The 18,141-nt window shown below is 64.7% G+C and carries 14 protein-coding genes; 3 read left to right on the top strand and 11 right to left on the bottom strand.

Annotated elements, in window-relative coordinates:
* Window positions 1–18: 18 nt before the first annotated feature.
* From BLR13_RS16395 to BLR13_RS16385, 3 genes are all read right to left on the bottom strand, one after another.
* The gene (locus tag BLR13_RS16395; RefSeq protein ID WP_074821889.1) at window positions 19–858 is read right to left on the bottom strand and encodes an LssY C-terminal domain-containing protein; all 840 of its coding nucleotides are present in this window, start codon (window positions 856–858) and stop codon (window positions 19–21) included.
* Between the two features lie 202 nt (window positions 859–1,060).
* On the bottom strand, window positions 1,061–1,786 hold the full coding sequence (locus BLR13_RS16390; RefSeq protein ID WP_074821892.1) for a thermonuclease family protein: 726 nt from the start codon (window positions 1,784–1,786) through the stop codon (window positions 1,061–1,063).
* 293 nt (window positions 1,787–2,079) lie between these two features.
* Window positions 2,080–3,807 (bottom strand): hypothetical protein, encoded by a 1,728-nt coding sequence (locus BLR13_RS16385; RefSeq protein WP_074821894.1) that lies wholly within the window; start codon window positions 3,805–3,807, stop codon window positions 2,080–2,082.
* A gap of 356 nt (window positions 3,808–4,163) precedes the next feature.
* On the opposite strand from BLR13_RS16385, the gene BLR13_RS16380 reads away from it, so the two are divergent.
* Entirely contained in the window at window positions 4,164–5,003 is an 840-nt protein-coding gene (locus BLR13_RS16380) for a caspase family protein (protein WP_074831442.1), read from the top strand.
* Window positions 5,004–5,156: 153 nt separating this feature from the next.
* Here the strand turns inward: BLR13_RS16380 and BLR13_RS16375 are convergent, their stop codons facing one another.
* On the bottom strand, window positions 5,157–5,438 hold the full coding sequence (locus BLR13_RS16375; RefSeq protein ID WP_074821898.1) for a GIY-YIG nuclease family protein: 282 nt from the start codon (window positions 5,436–5,438) through the stop codon (window positions 5,157–5,159).
* A 149-nt stretch (window positions 5,439–5,587) separates the two neighbouring features.
* Window positions 5,588–6,487, bottom strand: coding sequence for an efflux RND transporter periplasmic adaptor subunit (locus BLR13_RS16370; protein ID WP_074821902.1), 900 nt, complete (start codon window positions 6,485–6,487; stop codon window positions 5,588–5,590).
* A 132-nt stretch (window positions 6,488–6,619) separates the two neighbouring features.
* Here BLR13_RS16370 and BLR13_RS16365 point away from each other — a divergent pair, with 132 nt between their 5' ends.
* Window positions 6,620–6,853: an AbrB/MazE/SpoVT family DNA-binding domain-containing protein gene (locus tag BLR13_RS16365; protein ID WP_074821905.1), complete on the top strand. Its 234-nt coding sequence runs from the start codon at window positions 6,620–6,622 to the stop codon at window positions 6,851–6,853.
* A 727-nt stretch (window positions 6,854–7,580) separates the two neighbouring features.
* On the opposite strand, the gene BLR13_RS16360 is transcribed toward BLR13_RS16365, so the two are convergent.
* Window positions 7,581–10,034: an adenylate/guanylate cyclase domain-containing protein gene (locus BLR13_RS16360; protein ID WP_074821908.1), complete on the bottom strand. Its 2,454-nt coding sequence runs from the start codon at window positions 10,032–10,034 to the stop codon at window positions 7,581–7,583.
* Window positions 10,035–10,372: 338 nt separating this feature from the next.
* Complete coding sequence (locus BLR13_RS16355; protein ID WP_074821911.1) at window positions 10,373–12,433, bottom strand: AsmA family protein; 2,061 nt, start codon at window positions 12,431–12,433, stop codon at window positions 10,373–10,375.
* 219 nt (window positions 12,434–12,652) lie between these two features.
* On the opposite strand from BLR13_RS16355, the gene BLR13_RS16350 reads away from it, so the two are divergent.
* Complete coding sequence (locus BLR13_RS16350) at window positions 12,653–13,327, top strand: Crp/Fnr family transcriptional regulator (protein ID WP_074821914.1); 675 nt, start codon at window positions 12,653–12,655, stop codon at window positions 13,325–13,327.
* 15 nt (window positions 13,328–13,342) lie between these two features.
* Here the strand turns inward: BLR13_RS16350 and BLR13_RS16345 are convergent, their stop codons facing one another.
* From BLR13_RS16345 to BLR13_RS16330, 4 genes are read right to left on the bottom strand one after another with little or no spacing between them, the layout of a single operon-like run.
* Entirely contained in the window at window positions 13,343–13,708 is a 366-nt protein-coding gene (locus BLR13_RS16345; protein WP_074821917.1) for a DUF5615 family PIN-like protein, read from the bottom strand.
* Window positions 13,705–13,944, bottom strand: a complete 240-nt coding sequence (locus BLR13_RS16340; RefSeq protein ID WP_074821920.1) for a DUF433 domain-containing protein — start codon at window positions 13,942–13,944, stop codon at window positions 13,705–13,707. Before BLR13_RS16340 ends, BLR13_RS16345 begins: the two co-directional genes overlap by 4 nt.
* Window positions 13,945–14,001: 57 nt before the next feature.
* Entirely contained in the window at window positions 14,002–17,160 is a 3,159-nt protein-coding gene (locus tag BLR13_RS16335) for an efflux RND transporter permease subunit (RefSeq protein WP_074821923.1), read from the bottom strand.
* A complete protein-coding gene (locus BLR13_RS16330; protein WP_074821926.1) occupies window positions 17,160–18,083 on the bottom strand; it encodes an efflux RND transporter periplasmic adaptor subunit in 924 nt (307 codons plus the stop codon). Before BLR13_RS16330 ends, BLR13_RS16335 begins: the two co-directional genes overlap by 1 nt.
* Window positions 18,084–18,141 lie beyond the last annotated feature (58 nt).

Here is an 18,141-nt window from a genome sequence, read left to right as displayed (position 1 = left end):
TCGCTGCATCGGTCCGCATCACTTCGACACCGCATCGGCGATCGTGTGCCAGATCTGATCCTTCATCTCGGTCGCCGGCGGGCTCGGGATCGTCACCGCGGGCCCGTCGCGCTTCTTGCAGGCTTCGACCAGCCGCAGCACCCAGATCTCGCCGTCGGTGTAATAGAGGTCGCCGCCGCCGTTGTGGCCCGCAAGCGTCGGCCCGATGCCGGTGACCTGATATTTGGCGTCGACCATGCCGGCGTTTTCCAGATCGGCCGCCAGCAGCGCGCGTTCGGCGTCGAGGTCGGCGCTGATATGATGCGTCACCGCCACGGTATATCGGCTGACGCCGACGCCACGATCTTCCGTCGCGGCGCCGAGCCACACCGGACGCTTTTCCTCGCCCTGGTCCAGCACTTTCCAGTAACGCACATGGTTGCGGCGATCGGCGTTCTGGCCGATCGGCTTTTCAAAGGCGAGATCCTCGCGGCGGCCGAGATAATAGAGATTGCTCACCGGCGCATCCCTGTAGGGCCGGTCCAGCAGCACGGAGCCGACGATCTCGATCGACGATCTCAGCGTGATCGGATCGGCCGGATACCAGCCGGCCGCATGCATCGCGCAGACCACGTCGCCGAGATTGCCGACCAGGCCGACATTCATGGGATCGCCGGGAATGCCTTGCGCGGTGCGCGTCACCATCGGCAGGTTGGCGAGGCCTTTCTGGTGCTCGTAATGAGTCCAGAACAACGGCAGCAGCAGATAGGCCAGCGCGGTATAGGCCGCGACGACGACGAGCGAGAGCAGCAGAACGCGCTCCAGCCGCGAATGCTCGCGCTGCCGCTGCGATTCCAGTTCGTCGTAAAGGTCAGACACGGGGACGGGCTCTCGCAATCATGATCTGGCAGATGATAGCTTATCTGTCTTTGGCGGAGGCTTCATCCTTCGAGACGGCGCTACGCGCCTCCTCAGGATGAAGGAGAGACTGTGAATTCCTCATGGTGAGGAGCGCGGCAACGCCGCGCGTCTCCGGACGAAGCTTCGCTTCGCCTTGTGAACCATGAGGCCCCCAACGCCGCTAGCGTTTGGTCTCGCGGCAGCCGGCGGCTTCGGCGTCCTCGACCGAGCAGAACCAGCGGGTGCCCTTGTTCACATGCATCTGGATCCGCGCATACCAGCGGCTGGCCGGCGTGTGATAGATGCATTCGCCCGAGCTGTTGACGTTGCCCTTGATGGTGCAGTCGGGCGAGGGCGCGACCGGGCCCGAGGCCGATGCCAACAGGATCGATTTGGCATTTTCCGGCGCCTTGGCGGCGCCGAGAATGGCGGTCTTCTTGTTGCGGACGCGCCAGTCCCACGGCGCGATGAATGCGCCCTGCCACATCCCGGCCTTGGCCTCGCGCGCGGCTTTTTCATCGGCGTCGTAGTCGTGGCTGACGCGGGTGTAGGACAGCGCCCAGCCGTTCGACACCAGCCATTTCTGGATGTCCTCGCCCTCGACCTCGCAGCGCGCCACGGTGTGGCCGCGGCGATCGGTGTTTCTGGGATGACAGGTCCAGCTCTTGCCGTCGACATGCTTGATCAGTTCGTCGCGGGCGGCGACGCCGCAGGTCCAGCGCTCGCCCGAATTGTTCAGGCAGAGCTGGTCCACCGCCGGCGCGTCGATACCGCCCAGGCGAATGCGGCTGTTGCCGATCTGGATATGGTCGCCTTCGCGGATTTTGGGGACGCCAGTGATATCGGCCGCCTGCGCCAGAACCGGCAGCAGCGACAGGATGGCGGCGAGCAAGAACTTCGATGTCATCGGCAATCCCGAAAGTGAGCGCAAAGGCCTCAATCAAATCTGCCTAATCCAGACCTGCCTAATCATTGTGCGGGTATTGAGACCGGCTTGCCAACAGCCGGGCACCCGCCCGCCTTCAACTTAACGCGAGAAATCTTCACCCTCCCCTGGAGGGGGAGGGTGCGAAGCGGCGGGGTGGGGTGACGGTCTCTCCTCACCAGCGGTGCGAGTTGAGAGATCACCCCACCCCGTTACGAATCTCGCTTCGCTCGATCCGTGCCGACCCTCCCCCTCCAGCGGAGGGTAAGAGACGTTCATCTCTTCGCCATTTTCCTTCTCGCCAGCGCCAGCCCCATCAGCACGAAGGCCGACGTCACCTCGGGGCCGCCGACCAGAATCCGCGTCGGGGTCTTCATCTTGTTCCACTCATAGGCCTTGTAGGGCCCATGCCGGCCGCCTTCGCCGAAGTGGGCGACGATGCAATGCAGCGCCGGCGCAAAGGTCGCAACATCGGCGCCGAGATGCGCCAAGGCCATCAGCGCCAAGGCCGCATCGAACGCATTCATTTCCCGCGTAATCAGCTCGCCCTCGACATAGGCCAGCACCTTGCCGCGGATGAATTCAAAATGGCCGTCGGGATCGATCGCCTGCCGCGCCACCAAAGGCAACGCCATGAACGCGGCATGGCAGCGGCCGAAATAGGCCGAGTAGAGCTCCGGCAGGTAGTAGATGTGCGAGCGCGGCTGGGCGAACGCGCCGCTTTCCGCGAGCTTGCGCTGGAAGCCGATGATGCGGTGCACGGTTTCCAGCCGCTGCGGCGTCTCGAGGATCTTCCAGCGGCCGAGATGGCGAAAGCTGACCTCGAGAATGTCGAGATTAAGGGTCGGATCGAGGTCGTTGCCGTAGGGCCGCTCGCCGGCGAGGTTGTCGATCCAGGTGACGACGCCGCCCTCGTAATCGACATGGTCGTTCAAGGGCACGGTGACGCGCGGTTCGTTGGCGCCCTCGCGCACCTGATAGCCGCGGTAGAAGTCGAGCAGCGGCTGATCCAGAATCGGATCGGTCGAGCCGGCCTGGGTCGCGGCCGAGAACGAACACGCCGTGGTGTCGCAATCCGGCACATAGATACCGAAGCCGAGGTCCTGCTTGATCTGCGCGAAGAAGCGCGAGAACCGCGGCCCGGACCCCGGCGCCAGCGCCGTGACCACCCGCACCTTGGAGCCGTCATGCGAGGGCACTTCCTCGGCGCTGGTCTTCAGGCAAAACTCCACCATGTCGGCAATCGCGCGCTGCGACGCCGCGATCTCCTCGCCGGAGGCGAGGCCGGTTTCGACAAAGCTCAGCAGCGCCTCGGTGAAGAACGCGTCGTAATAGGCCGAGCGGTGCCGGATCTGTACCGGCTCCCACATCGGTTCGGCGATCCCCGTCCAGGGCGGGTTGATCAGCGCGCGCGCCGGCGAATGCGCGATGAAGATCCGCGCCAGGTTGAACAGCAAGGTCGAATTCTTGTAGCCGCGGGCGTTCAGCCCGGTCAGCGCCATCAGCATTTCGCGCCCGCCCATGTCGGGATCGCCGAGCAGGTTGAACGCCGCATAGGTCGGGATGAAGCCGTTCTTGGCAAACGAGCCCAGCAGATGCGCGCCGCAGCGGCGGATCACGCGCTCGATCTCGGCGGCAGCTGGCGCGCGGGCCGTGGCCGCAACCTTCGCCGGCTGGGGGTGTTCAACGCCGATATCGGCCATCAGCTCGGCGATGGGGGCGCCGACCGCGGCCCAGTCCGGCTCGGCGGCGTCGCGGGCATGGGTCAGCGCCGCGCGCAGCCGTTGCAGCCGGCCTTCGTCGTTCAGGGCGGGCAACCCGGTGCGGCGGAGCAGCGGTCGCAACGCCGGGTTGCCGAGCGCGGTCTTGTAGAATTTTCCGAGATGGGGGTCGCCGCCGCGATAGTTCAGCAGCACGGGATCGCAGACGTCGTACAGCGACGGGCCGTCCTTCCGGGCGGTCAGCGCGCGAAGCGCCGCGCCGGCGAAATACTGGAAGCCCATGCCGATTCTTTCAGCCGGAACGGTGAACCGAGGCTGCCGGAAGCCCCAAGGGACCTAAAGGCAGCCACCGCCGGCCGAACGCGGCCTGCAAGCCCTTGAAAACTATACAAGTCCGCGGGAAACACAAATGTGATTGACATCACATAACTTGACCCGAGTTCCGGCCATCATCCACCGCCATCGGCTCCATGCGCCAAAGGAGGTTGCCCCGGCCGGCCCTGCGGGTTAAGGGTTTCTTTGTTGCAGTGCCGCAAATTGAGCGCAATTGAGCGGCACAGATTTGGCAACCCCTCAAACCTAACCGGCATTGGCGCGACTAACTGGCGCGCGCTGGAAAACGATTGGGAATGGAAACGATGAATTTGACGCAGCTTCGCATCACCCGTCGCCCCGTCACCATTGCCGTCGCTCTGGTCGGCCTGGTGTCGTTGGCGATCGGCGCCCATGCGGCGTTGAACAAGCGCTCGCTCGATGCCGCCAAGGCGATCGGGACCGAGCAGACCGGCTCGATCGGCAACGGTGCGGCGCGTGTCGCGCTCGTCATCGGCAACGGCCATTATCCGGATGCTGCCGCGCCGCTGGCGCAGCCCATCAACGACGCCCGCGGACTGACGGTGGCGCTGCGCGCCCAGGGTTTTGACGTCGACGTGGTGGAAGACGCCACTCGGGACGACATGGCCCGCGCCGTCGAGCGGATGAAGTCCAAGATCAGGAAGGACACGGTCGTCATGCTGTTCTTCGGCGGCTACGGCATTCAGGTCGGCCGCGAGAGCTACATGATCCCGGTCGATGCCGCGATCTGGAAGGAAAGCGACGTCCGCCGCACCGGCGTCAGCATCGAGCAGGCGCTGGACGCGATGACCGAGAAGGGCGCCAAGGCCAAGCTCGTCGTCGTCGACGCTTCCCGCCGCAACCCCTATGAGCGCCGCTTTCGCTCCTTCAGCCACGGCCTCGCCCCGATCTCGCCGCCGGAAAACGCGCTGGTTCTGTCGGCGGCCACGCCCGGCAAGGTGACGGATGACGGCAAGGGCCAGTACAGCGTGCTGGTGACCGAGCTGCTCAACAATTTGAATGCGCAGACCGGCGCCGAAACCGTCTTCAACAAGACCCGCGTCGCCATCTCCCGCGCCAGCGAAGGCGAGCAGGTGCCGTCGGTGTCGTCCTCCCTGCTGGAAGACGTCCGCATCGGCGGATAACTCTGTCGTCCCTGCCTAGTGCGCAATTGCGCACGGGCGCAGGGATCCATACCGCGTGATCTATCGATGACGCGCGATAGCTGAGACCATTCGCACAATAACTGCCGCGGCGTATGGGTCCCTGCGTTCGCAGAGACGACAGTAATTGGGCAGCTAAACAATCAAATCACTCAGATCGCGCCATTCCAGGTTCTCGCGCTCGATCAGCTCAATTTTCCAATCCCGCTTCCAGCGCTTCAACTGCTTCTCACGGGCGATGGCCTCTTCCGCCCGCTCGTAGGATTCAACATAGACCAGCCGGTAAACGCCGTAGGTTTTGACGAACGACGAGCCTTCGCCGTTGCGATGCTGCTCCATCCGCTTGGCGAGGGAATTGGTCACCCCGATATAGAGGGTCCCGTGACGGCGGCTGGCGAGGATGTAAACGTAATACATGCGTTTCGTCGTCCCTGCGAACGCAGGGACCCATAGCCACCGATGGTTGTTGTGGGCAAAATATCAGCCACGGCGCGCTACGGATAGATCACGCGGTATGGGTCCCTGCTTTCGCAGGGACGACAATAAATTTTGCGCCGCCGCAATCCCTACTTCACATCCGCCGCCGTCACCGCCCGCACCGGATCGCCTTCGCGCAGCAGTGCGCCGGCGCGGGCCACCACGATATCGCCTTCGACCAGTTGCGAGCCTTCGCGGATCTCGACTTGGCCGCCCGACATCAATCCGGTTTCCACCCGCCGCGTTTCGACGCGGGCGCGCCGCACCACCTGCACCACGGTGCCGGCGGAACCATAGAGGATAGCGGTCAGCGGCACCGACAGGCCGCAGCTCTGCCCGGTCGTGATCAGCGCGCGGGCGGAGGAATTCACCAGCAGCCGCCGGTTGGTGGTGATGCCGATGAAGGCCTGGCCGAGCTGGCTGTCCGGCTGCACGGTGGTCGACAGCCGCCGCACCTTGCCGTCGACCTCGCCGACGCCGATGATCTTGATCCGCGCGGCCTGGTTGACCGCGAGCTTGCCGATGTCGCGCGTCGGCACCAGGCCGACCAGGTCGAACTCGCTGCGCGCGATCACCGAAAACAGCGCCTCGCCCTTGCCCGAGGCCACAGCACCAACCGCGGCCGTCGAGGCCGAAACCAGCCCCGCCACCGGCGTCTGCACCGTCACCGAGCCGCCCTCGGGCAAGGTCAGCCGCGCCAGCACCTGGCCCGCGGTGACGGTATCGCCGGCATCCGCCAGCACCTCGGAAACCTTCAGCCCCATCCGCTCGGGGCGCACCTGCGTCTCCTCGCGCGGAATGATGGTGCCGGACACCTCGACGATATTGGCAAAACAGGATTTCGCCGCCTTCAGCACCGTAACCGCGGCGCCCTTCGGGGCGACCTCGGGATCGTCGGCGGCGAGGGTGGGGGAGGCGGCGAGGGAGAGCAGGCCAGCCACGGCCGCAAGCCATTTTCGCGACGGGGCGGACGCGGTGAAATAAGTCATCGGCAATCCAGTTCAGGTTTACAGGAGCATCGATACCAGAAGGCCGGCGGCAGAGCCAAGGGCTTGGCGGCGAGCACTTGAAGCCCCAAGATATCCATATCCAGACATGAGCTGTATATCTCGGAGGCGTCGATGCGGGTTTCCAAATGGGGCAACAGCCTCGCCGTCCGCTTGCCCAAGGCGCTGGTCGAACAGCTCGGGCTGAAGGAAGGCGGCGAGTTGAATGTCGTCGCCGTCGGCAACGACACCATCGCGGTCGAGACCAAAGAGGCAAGGCGGTTTCGCGCGCTCGATCAGTTGTCGAAGCGCAAATGGACATTGCCCGAAGACTACAAGTTCGATCGCGACGGGGCCAATGAGCGGTGAAGTCTCGGATTGAGTTCCGACGCAAAGCGATCACCCTGCGCCCGCGACAAATTGGCCCGACGGGCAAATCAGCTGGCATGCCAAGAATCCTGTCCAGCCCTTCGCGGAAAAATATTCCGCTTTTATCGCTGGTGGAATCAACCGCACAATCCGCGCATCCCATCCCGCCAGAGGGGCGTATCGCGATCGTCACGGCGTGGGAAGGGCTGCGGTGGACACGCTGAGGTCACAAGACGAGGTGGCCTTTAGCGTACGGTGAAATCGTGTGGGTCTGACGCACCGATGCAGGCGTCAAGTTCGAAGGCGGCTAACGCGGCCTGAGAGCGATGGTGTCACAAAAAGCAGGGTCACCAGGGCGATCACGTATAAGCCGTAAAGCCATTGCGCAGGGAAGGTCGGATGCCTCCGCCAAACCTGTATGCTCGGGCGCAGCATTCCTTTGCAACAATTGCGCACGAGACCGCGGGTGCGGCGCGCACCCGGTCTTCCCTGCGCCCTCTATATTTTGAGGGTGAGGTTTACGGACAAATCCTCGGGCGCGTGGCGCGGCGGGATGATTTTGGCTGTTTGAAATTTGAATCGAGTGCGAGGGCAATACCTCGATGTCGTCCCTGCGAACGCAGGGACCCATACGCCGCGGCCGTTGATGTGGACGAGATGTTAGCCGCCGCGGCTCACCGAGAGATCACGCGGTATGGGTCCCGGCTCAAGGCCGGGACGACAGAAGTTATGACGTCTTCTTCCGCCGCGCGGTCGACGCTGCTGCATCCACCACGTTGTCGACTTCCTCGCGCCAGCTCAGAATCTCCGCGGCCAGCACCGGGTGATTGAAACCCTTGAGGTTGAGATCGTCGATCGGCCGGCCCTCGACCCAGGGTTCGACCATGCCGTAGACGCGCCTGGACACCACGATCTGGTGGGCCTTGGCTTCGTCGCACAGCCGGGAAGCCAGGTTGGTGACGCTGCCGATCGCGGCGTATTCCAGCCGCTGCTCGAAGCCGATCTGGCCGAGCGTGGCGTAGCCGAGCGCGATGCCGATGCCGAAGCCGAGATTGTGGCCGCGGTTGCGCCACTTCCCGGTCAGCTCGCCGATGGCGTCGCGCATTTCCACCGCCATCCGGACGGCGCGCGCGGTGTGGTCCTCGAACTGGATCGGCGCGTTGAACAAGATCATCACGCCGTCGCCGGCATAACGGTCGAGCGTGCCTTCGTAGCGGAAGATCAATTCGCCGAGTGCGGCGTGATATTCGCGCAGCACGTTCATCGCCTCTTCCGGCTCGGTACTCTCGGTGAACGCGGTAAAGCCGCGCAGGTCGCAGAACACGACCGTGACTTCGCGGCGGTGGCTGTCGAGCAGCGCATCATGGCCGTCGGAGGAGGCGATCAGTTGCGCCACCTGCGGTGCGAGGAAACGCTCAAGCCGGCGAATCCGCTCGATCTCGCCGAGCTGCGTCTCCACCCGCTGTTCCAGCGACCTGTTCCAATCCCTGAGCTGGTCGGTCTGCTCCTGCAGCTTGTCGGCCTGCTGCCGCACCGTGTCGTTCGCGCTCAGCAGTTCGCGGCTCTTGTGGTCGACTTCAGAGAACAGCCGCGCGTTGCGCATCGCCAGCACGGATTGATGCGCAAAGGTCTTCATCAGCCCGATCAGGTTCGGCGAGAACGCGCCGGCGCTCCGCCGCAGCACCACCAGCGAGCCCAGAATGCCCTGCTGGTCGACCAGCGGCACCACCAGCACCGAATGGAAACCGGCAGCGACCGCCATGTCGCGCAGCGGATGTTCGGATGTCGCATCGAGATTGGGAATCGAGATCGGCTCGGCCTTCGCGGCGGCGTCGCCGAGCGGGCTGCCGGCCTCGTCGATAGCGCGATGGCCGCCCTCGGCGTCCTTGTCGATGCCGATCGCCTCAGTCAGATTGAACTGGCGGCCCGTGGCGTCATAGCCGTAGATCAGCACCGCGTCGGCATGGGTAATCTCGAGCGCGCGGGCCGCGACCGTCGGCAGCACCGCGTTGAGATCGAGCGAGGAGGCGACCGCGCGGCCGACTTCCTCGAGCACCTTGAGCTCGTTGATCGACTGCGCCAGGTCGCGCGTCCGCTCCTTCACCTTCCATTCGAGGTCCGAATAGGTCTCGGCCAGTTGCCCCGCCATGCTGTTGAACTGGTTGGCGAGCTCTTCGAGTTCATCGGATGTCTTCACCTCGATGCGATGGCCGAACTCGCCGGCGCCGAGCCGTCGCGCGCCGGCGCGCAATGCCGTGATCGGCACCAGCATGCGCCGCGCCATGATGGTGCCGGCGATGATCGCGACCACGAGGCCGAGCGCGATCAACAGCGCAATCCGCACCATTTGATCGCGGATCGGCGTCAGCGCCTGCGCGGTCGGCTGCTCGTAGAACACGTACCAGCCGAGCTTCGGCACCGCACTCGACGTCGTCAGCACGTCATGGCCCGCACTGTCGGTGCCGGCCGAAAGCGGCGCGCCGCCGGGCTTGATCACGGCGGCGACCTGCGGCAGCGCGGAAAGGCTCTTGGCGACTTCCGGCCCCTTCGACGAACTCGCCAGCACCTGGCCCCTGCCGTCGACGACATAGCCAAACGCCACCTTGCCGACCTGGGCATCGCCGAAGAATTCGGTGAGGAAGTCGAGATCGATCTCGGCGACGGTGACGTTGGAATCCGAATGCGACAGCGCGATCGACATATACGGATGCTCGCCGCGGAAATACGGCGGCGCGTAGCCGGTGCCGCGGGCAACGGCCTCGGTGAAGGAGATGTCGCGGGAGAAATCAAGGTTGCTGCCGACATTGACGGTGCGCCGCGACAGCCGGAGCTGCTCGTGGCCCTTGGGGTCGAGCAGCGAGAGCTGGCTGACCTGCGGCACCTGCCGCAGCAGTTGCGCATAGTCGGCGCGGCGCAGCTCGACCGTGTTGGAATAGGCGCGCGTCGCCCAGGAGATCTGCCGCTCGAGGTCGGCCATCGATTGCTCGATGTGCTTGGCCGTCGCCTCCGCCTTCTCCGACATGCCGTCGTTGAGCGTGGTCTTGATGCCGCGATAGCTGATCCAGATTTCCATGGCGCCGTTGACGGCCAGCACGAACACGACGAGGCCGACCAGGGCGATGACGTATTTGGCGAACAGGCCCTCGCGCAGGAACCAGATCTTATCCCTCACCCCGCTCATCCGGACCCTCGTGCGCCATGCCTCGAAGGCGCATCAGCTTCGTGGCCGCAAGCCGCCCCGTGGGGCGCGCATGCGGGCCGTTCTAGCACGAATTGAGGCCCCTGACCGGCCCTCCGCCGGCATGGTTAGCTCCGAATTTGGGGAGGATCGCAGGACTTGGAGGAACGAGCGGTCACTTACCTCGCCCCGCCTGCGGGGAGAGGTCGGCGCGTAGCGCCGGGTGAGGGGGTACAGGTCTCTCGATAGGCTTCACTCGTGGATAGAGCCCCTCACCCCAACCCTCTAAGAGCGAGCTTCGCTCGTCTCGACCCCGCAAGCGCGGGGCGAGGGAGCAGAAGTCAGCGATTGAACAGCTGCCGCAACACGTCGTTCATCGGCTGGCTGTCCTGCTGCGGGGTCGCATCCGCCGGCGCCGGGGGCGCGGTCGTCTCGGCGGGAGCTGCCGGGGTGGACGCGTTGGGGTTAAGAATGCTGCGGCCCTGGGTCGGACGTGCGCCGCCTTGCCCTGTTGCGCCCTGGCCCAACCCGCTCAGGCCCTGCTGCAGCAGGTTGCCGATGGTCTCGCCGAGTTGGCCGCCGAGCGGATCGTTGGGCTTGCCGCTCTGTCCGGTATCCGGCGTGCCGGCGGCACCGGCCTGGCCGCCGCCGAGCAGGCCGCCGAGCGCGGCGCCGATTCCGGAACTGTTGAGTCCGCCGCCATTGGCGCCGAACAGGCCCTTGCCCATCTCCTTGAGCCTGGCATAGGCCGCCTCGGGATTGTCGAGCATGCCCTGCATCTCCGGATAGATCCGCGGCGCGCCCCACGGTCCCTCGATCATGACGGGAATGCCGAGCCCGACCGGCTCGGTGGGGCGGCCCTGGCCTTCGGTGGTCATCACCAGTTTCGGCTCGACGCGGAACCCGATCTGCTTGGTGCCGAGGTCGATGGTGCCAACGCCGGTCATCTTCACCAGCGGGCCGACCAGGTTGAGGTCGGTGGTCTGCGCCTGGCCCTTGTCGATCTTGAACGACGCGGACAGTTGCGACAGATCCGTCGCCTGTTCGCTGCTCTCCTGCCAGCCCGACAGCGTGCTCGCGGTCAGCGAGCGGATCATCTGCGCGACGTTGAGCCCCTTGATCGCGCCGTCCTGGAACACCGCGAACGTCGTGCCCGACATGTTCGCCATGATCGCGCGCTGACTGTTCCCCGACGAGCGCACGCTGATCCTGGTCTGCAGCTTGCCGTCGAGCTTGTCGAAATCGGCAAGGCCCTTCAGCAACGGCAGCGCGCGGACACCGGTGAGGTCGGCGCGCAGCGCGAAGCTGGGATTGGCGGTCGAGGCGTGGATGGTGACGTCGCCATTGGCGCTGCCGCCATAGGCGCCGAGATTGGAGACCTGGGCCTTCAACACGCCGCTGGCGAGCGTTGCCTCGATCGCGGCGGGCGCGAAATGGCCGTCGCCAACAGTGAGTTCGGCGGAGGAAATGCGCGCCTGCACGTCGACATAATTGAGGCCGTTGAGGTCGATGGTCGCATTGCTCCACGGCTGCGCCGCGGAACCGGTGCTGTCAGGCGATTTCGCCAGCGCCAGCCGCTGAAAATCCAGATCGAGCTTCACCAGCGGCTTGCTGGCGAGATCGACCGAGGCCCAGCCGTTGAACGCACCGTCGCCGAGCACGCCGGTCAGTCCGTTGATCATCACCACGGAGCCGTTGAGCCGCACTTCGGCCTTGGCCGACAGCGGCGCCTGCAACAGGCCGGGTGCGTCGAGCTTGATCTCGGTCGGGATGTTCTGCCGTTCGAGCGGCGGGGCAGGCGGCGCGGCCTTGATCTCGAATTTCAGCGGGGTGTCGCCGCTGCGCGCATTGCCGGTCATTCTGATCTTGCGATCGGCATCGACGGTGACGTCGGCGTTGATGGTCTCGATCTTGTTCTCGACGCGGTCGCGCAGATTGGAAAACACCACCGTGCCGCCGGTGATGCTGACATGCTCGATCGAAACGGCGTTGCCGGCACCGGCAGCCAGCGGCTTTGCCGCTGGAGCTGCATCCTTGAGGCGCTCGCGCTGCAGCGGCACGTTGACGACCGGGCGCACGATCACGAGTTCGCTGATCTCGGGCTTGCCGGCCCATACGCTGGCGAGCGTCATATCCGCCTGGATGCTGCCGGCGGTGATGCGGTTGTCGTTATCGCGCTCCTTCGGATCCTGCAGGGTGACGTCGTTCAGGGTGACGTTGAGCGAGGGCCACAGGCCGACCTTGGCGCCGCCATTGACGGTGAGCTTGTAGCCGGTCTCGCGCTCGACCCGGGCCTCGATCTGCGAGGTCAGGAACGAGGAGGGGACGCCGATCACCAGCAGCAGCGCGATGACGACGATCACGGCCACGATGGCGGCGCCGGCGATTTTCAATGCTCTCATTTCGTCATTCCAGACCGGCTAACCGGCATCGAGTTCGACCGTGCCACAGGCGCACGCGGCCGATCGGGCGAGCTTATCCCGGAAAGGGAGAGGGCCCAAAAGAAGCCAAAAATAATCCAAGGCTACTGCAAAGTTATGTGACTTATGACACACTTCCAGGCGGTCAAATTTTGCTAACCGGCTAGCAGGCGGGTTGGGACTGATTTGGAAGGCAATACAATGAGTAAACAGGCCGAATTTGCGGTCATTCTGAAAATGAATCCGATGTTTGCGGATTTGGGCGCCGACGAGTTGCAGCGCATTTCCGGCCTTTGCCACACCGAGCAGCTCGGGGTTGGCGAAATGCTGTTTCAGAAGGGCGATCCCGGCGATGCCCTGTACGGGGTCCGCCGCGGTCAGATCCGGATCGAGACCGGCGCCTCCGACGGCAGCCGGCTGACGCTGAATTTCATGGGCCCGGGCGACCTGTTTGGCGAGGTCGCCGTGCTCGACGGCCAGAGCCGCACCGCGGACGCCGCCGCTGGCGAGCCGTCGGAACTGTTCGTGCTGCGGCGCGAGGACTTCCTCGCCTTCCTCGAGCGAGAGCCCAAGGTCGCGATCAAGATCATCATGCTGTTGTGCCAGCGCATCCGCTGGCAGAGCGAGCGGATGGAGGAATCGGTGCTGCAGCCGCTGCCGGTTCGGCTGGCACGCCGGCTTTGCGCGCTGTCCGACGATTTCGGATCGGAAGTGCACATCTCGCAGGAACAGCTCGGCATTTTCGTCGGCGCTGCCCGCGAGAGCGTCAATCGTCAGTTACAGCTCTGGCGCAAGGACGGCATCCTCGACCTGCAGCGCGGCAGGATATTGCTGCAGAACATGACCAAGCTGACGGCGGTAGCGCGGAACGATTAGGGGGCGAGGCACGACTTATTCGATCGGCAACCGCCGTCGCCGCACACGATCGCGATCCACCACAATAATGCTTTGAGCAATGTCCCGTTCGGTCAGTCCAGCGAGAATATCGCCCAATCTCGTTCGCACCTGATCTTCGGTCCAATCGCCGTTGCGGAACAAAATCAAGCTTGGTTCGCTGGCGCGTGCCACGGCGAGAAGACGCGGATAGTCAAGATCGGCGGTGATCACCGTTCGTGACTCTTGCTTGGCACGTGCAACGATCTCGCTGTCGGAGGCGCGATGAAGTCCCAAATCGACAGCATGAACGGCGTCGTGGCCTCGATCGACAAGCCATCCCGCAATGGCCGGCGGGAGCGGCATATCGATCAGAAATTTCACTTGGCAGGGACGGAGGGCGACAACTCAACCGTCTCGTCTTCAGCGAGGAAAGCCGCATAACGCAGGGCTTCGTCGATATCTTCCGATTCGATATAGGGATAGCTCCTGAGGATCGTCTCGCGTGCCTCACCCGCGGCCATCAGCCCGAGCAGTCGCGCTACCGGAAATCTCAACCCCCGAATACAGGGCTTGCCGGTACAGACCGCCGGATCAATGGTAATGCGCGTAAACACCATGATGATAGAATAGCGCTTGCCGACAGATTTCGCTAGTGCGTGCGAGGCTTGGCACTCTCACTCCGCCGCGGGTGACATCGCCGGAGGCGCCGCTGGCGGGCCCTTGGCCGGCGGCTCGGTGTGATCGGATGCGTGGCCCGCGGGCTCGCTTTCGGCGTGGGAGGCGAGCAGCAGTTTGCCGAAGCGCCAGATGAAGGCGCCGAGGTCGTCCATCATCATGAACATCGCCGGCACGAACACCAGCGACAGTACGGTCGAGAAAACCAGACCGCCGATCACGGCGAGCGCCATCGGCGAGCGGAATTCGCCGCCGGCGCCGAACGCCAGTGCTGACGGCATCATGCCGGCGGCCATCGCAATCGTCGTCATCACGATCGGTCGTGCCCGCTTCATGCCGGCGTCGATGATCGCTTCGTCGCGCTTCTTGCCTTCGCGGATCGCCTCGACCGCGAACTCCACCAGCATGATGGCGTTCTTGGTGACGATGCCCATCAGCATCAGGATGCCGATCCACACCGGTGTGGTGAGCTGCTTGCCGGTCAAAAGCAGGGCCGCGATCGCGCCGCCGATCGAGAGCGGCAGCGAGAACAGGATGGTGATCGGTTGCAGGAAGGTGCCGAACAACAGCACCAGCACCGCATAGACCATCATCAGGCCGGCGGTGATGGCGGTGGCAAAGCCTTCCGACAATTCGTTCAGGCTTTCGGCGTCGCCCGATGGGCTCACCTTCACGCCCTTCGGCAGGCTCTTCATGACCGGAAGTTCGTAGATCTTCCTGGTGGCGTCGCCGAGGGCTGCGGTGCCGACGAGATCGGCCGCGACGGTGGCCTGCCGTTCCCGGTCGTAGCGGTTGATGCTGGTCGGGCCCTGATCGAGCTGGATGTCGGCAACGACCGATAGCGGCACGCCGCCGCGTTCGCCGCGCTGGCCGAGCGGCACGCGCAACTGCTGCAGCATCTGCAGGTCGCCGCGCGCATTGTCCTCGAGCTGGACGCGGATCGGCACCTGGCGGTCGCCGGCATCGAACTTCGCCAAGGCCGGTCCGACGTCGCCGATGGTGGCGACGCGGATCGTCTGCGACAGGCTCTCGGTCGAAACGCCAAGCCGTGCGGCGAGTTCGGCGCGCGGCCGGATCCGGAGCTCGGGCCGGTCGAGCGAGGTTTCCGAGATCACGTTGGCGATGATCGGAATCCGCTTCATCTGGGTCGCCAGTTCGCTGGCGACGTTGTTGACGATATTGCTGTCGACGCCGGTCACGACCAGCGAAATCGCGCGCAGGCCGTTTTCGTCGAGGAACCAGAAACGGATATCCGGAACGTTCTCGAGTTCCTGGCTGATCTCGAGTTCAAGCTGGCGCTGGGTGATCTTGCGATCCGTCTTCGGCGTGTAATTGATGATCAGCGCGGCGCGCCGCACCTCCAGCGTTCCCGGCGGCACCCGACCTCCGTCGACGAAGATGCTCTTGACCTCCGGGCGCTTGCGCAAACGGGCGACGATCTCTTCCGTCACCTTCTCGGTGTAGGCGAGCTGCGAACCCGGCGGCAGCTCCATGGCCAGTAGCGAACGCGCGGTGTCCTGCGCCGGCAGGAAGCCCTGCGGCAGCAGCGTGATGCTCCAGATCGACGCGGCAAAGATGCCGAAGCCGATCAGCACGGTGATGAAGTAGTGCTTTACCGACCAGGTTACGAGCTTGGTGTAGGTCTGCAGCACGCGGCCGGGCGGCGGGTCGTCGTGCGGATGATCCTTCAGGAAGTAGGCGGCGAGCACCGGCGTCACAAAGCGCGCGGCGAGCAGCGAGAAGAACACCTGCACCGACACCGTGATGCCGAACTGCTTGAAGAACTGTCCGGCGATACCGGACATGAAACTGGCGGGCGCGAAGATCGCGATGATGGTCAGCGAGATCGCGATCACGGCGAGGCCGATTTCGTCGGCGGCTTCCAGCGCCGCGCGATAGGGCGTCTTGCCCATGCGCATGTGGCGCACGATGTTTTCGATCTCGACGATGGCGTCGTCGACCAGGATGCCCGTCGACAGCGTGATCGCGAGGAAGGAGACGAGGTTCAGCGAGAAGCCGAGCAGATCCATCGCCCAGAACGCCGGGAAGATCGACAGCGGCAGCGAAATCGCGGCGATGATGGTGGCGCGGATGTCGCGCAGGAACAACAGCACGACGACGACGGCGAGGATAGCACCCTCGAACAGGGTCGAGATCGCGGCGTCATAGTTGCCCTTGGTGAATTCGACCGAGGTGTCGATCAGCTTCAGATCGACGTCGGGATACGCGGCCTTCAGCACTTCGATGCGCTTCTGCACGGCGGCGGCGACCACCACGTCGCTGGCGCCCTTGGAGCGCTTGATGCCGAGCGCGACCACCGGCTCGCCGTTGAAGCGGGCGAAGGTGCGGCGGTCGGCGATGGTGTCGGTGACGGTGCCGAGATCGTCGAGCCGGACTTCGCCGCCGCCGAACAGCGGGATCATGGTGCCGGCGAGTTCGTTCAGCGTCTTGGCGCCGGCCAACGTCCGGATCGCCTGGTCGTTCTTGCCGATTTCGGCACGGCCGCCGGCGAGGTCGACATTGGTGCCGCGCAGGATCTGGCTGACATTGACGGCGGTGAGACCCGCGGCCGCCAGCCGGTCAGGATCGAGCGAAACCAGAATCTCGCGCTCGACACCGCCGATGCGCTCGACCTGGGCGACGCCGCGCACGCCCTGCAGCGCGCGTTTGACGACGTCGTCGACGAAGTAGGACAGTTGCTCCGGCGTCTTGCCGGGCGAGATCGCGGCATAGGTGACAATCGGCAGGCCGATGACGTCGACGCGCTGGATCAACGGCTCGGTGACGTTCTGCGGCAGGTTGGCGCGAACACGGGTGACGGCGTCCTTGATGTCGTTCAGCGCGCGGTCGGTATTGGTCTCGAGCGCGAACTGGATCGTGGTCAGCGACAATCCGTCGGTGATCGAGGAAGAAATGTGCCGCACGCCCTCGACGCCGGAGACGCCGTCTTCGATCGTCTTGGTGACTTGCGACTCAAGTTCCGATGGCGCCGCGCCGAATTGCGAGACCGCGACCGAAATCACCGGGATGTCGGCGCTCGGCAGCCGCGTCACAGCGAGCTTGGTGAAGCTCACCCAGCCCAGCACCAGCAGGATGATCGAAAACACGATGGACGGAAGCGGGTTCCGGATCGACCATGCCGAGATATTCAAAGCCATTAGCGTGTCCGCGTGCGCTCGAGTTCATCGGCAAACATGGTCTTGATCTGGTCGCCGTCGTGCAGCGAGGTGCCAGCATCGGCCACGACGGTTTCGCCGACGTCGAGGCCTTCAAGAATTTCCGTTGATGTGTCGGAGGTAAGTCCGACCCGCACCCTTCGCGTTTCCACCGTATTGCCCTTGACCACCTGCAGGGTGAGACGGTCGATGGCGGTGCGCGGAACGGCGACGCCGCAAGAACGTTTGGCGTCGATATTGGCGCGCGCGAACATGCCGACCTTGAGCGACGGATTGTTGTTCAGCGTGATCCGGACCTTGCCGAGCTGGGTGGCGCGGTCGATCTGCGGCGAGATCTGCCGGACCTTGCCGACGACGTCGGGGGCGTCGTCGCGGCTGATCCGCACCGTGGCGCCGGGGTTGAGCTTGAGCAGATGGACGCTCGGCACCTCGGCCTCCAGCTCGATTTCGTTGTTGACCGAAATCCGGAACATCGGCCCGGCCTGCGGCGAGGCTGGTGCGCCGGCCGCCGTCCTGACTTCGGTGACCAGTCCGGCCGCTGGCGCGCGCAGCGATGTCGGCCCGGGCCGGCCGGCGGGCGCCCCCGGCTGCTGCTGCGGCTGTGTCAGCCGCGCCAGTTCCTGATTTTCGGTGACGGTGTCGCCTTCGCGGACCAGCACGTCGGTGACCCTCGATCCCTCCTGATCGACGCCGACCTGCGCTTCGCGGCGCGGCACGATGAAGCCGGTGACCCGGACCATGTCGGAGAAGCAGGCATTGGTGGATTTGGTCACGATCACCAGCGCCTGGCCCGGCGTTTCCTTTTCTTCCGCGTGGGAACGGTGCTCGAACCAGTAATAGCCGACGCCCAGCACAGCAAAGATTGCCACTCCAAGCGCAGGTTTGAGGTATTCGGAGAGGTTCATCGCCGGATCAATCCAGACTGCAAGTCACATGAGGTAGGAGTGCGTTCGGTTGGGCGAG

This window comes from Bradyrhizobium ottawaense, from assembly GCF_900099825.1.
GTDB classification, from domain to species: Bacteria; Pseudomonadota; Alphaproteobacteria; order Rhizobiales; family Xanthobacteraceae; genus Bradyrhizobium; species Bradyrhizobium ottawaense_A.
Note: the sequence above shows the minus strand (reverse complement) of the source record. Positions and strands in the feature narration are given on the sequence as shown.

What these genes read in the sequence shown, in the direction of transcription:
- BLR13_RS16355 (WP_074821911.1), bottom strand. Translation starts at nt 12,433, where the DNA reads ATGAGAGCATTGAAAATCGCCGGCGCCGCCATCGTGGCCGTGATCGTC.
- BLR13_RS16380 (WP_074831442.1), top strand. Translation starts at nt 4,164, where the DNA reads ATGAATTTGACGCAGCTTCGCATCACCCGTCGCCCCGTCACCATTGCC.
- BLR13_RS16360 (WP_074821908.1), bottom strand. Translation starts at nt 10,034, where the DNA reads ATGAGCGGGGTGAGGGATAAGATCTGGTTCCTGCGCGAGGGCCTGTTC.
- BLR13_RS16390 (WP_074821892.1), bottom strand. Translation starts at nt 1,786, where the DNA reads ATGACATCGAAGTTCTTGCTCGCCGCCATCCTGTCGCTGCTGCCGGTT.
- BLR13_RS16335 (WP_074821923.1), bottom strand. Translation starts at nt 17,160, where the DNA reads ATGGCTTTGAATATCTCGGCATGGTCGATCCGGAACCCGCTTCCGTCC.
- BLR13_RS16385 (WP_074821894.1), bottom strand. Translation starts at nt 3,807, where the DNA reads ATGGGCTTCCAGTATTTCGCCGGCGCGGCGCTTCGCGCGCTGACCGCC.
- BLR13_RS16370 (WP_074821902.1), bottom strand. Translation starts at nt 6,487, where the DNA reads ATGACTTATTTCACCGCGTCCGCCCCGTCGCGAAAATGGCTTGCGGCC.
- BLR13_RS16365 (WP_074821905.1), top strand. Translation starts at nt 6,620, where the DNA reads ATGCGGGTTTCCAAATGGGGCAACAGCCTCGCCGTCCGCTTGCCCAAG.
- BLR13_RS16375 (WP_074821898.1), bottom strand. Translation starts at nt 5,438, where the DNA reads ATGTATTACGTTTACATCCTCGCCAGCCGCCGTCACGGGACCCTCTAT.
- BLR13_RS16340 (WP_074821920.1), bottom strand. Translation starts at nt 13,944, where the DNA reads ATGGTGTTTACGCGCATTACCATTGATCCGGCGGTCTGTACCGGCAAG.
- BLR13_RS16330 (WP_074821926.1), bottom strand. Translation starts at nt 18,083, where the DNA reads ATGAACCTCTCCGAATACCTCAAACCTGCGCTTGGAGTGGCAATCTTT.
- BLR13_RS16350 (WP_074821914.1), top strand. Translation starts at nt 12,653, where the DNA reads ATGAGTAAACAGGCCGAATTTGCGGTCATTCTGAAAATGAATCCGATG.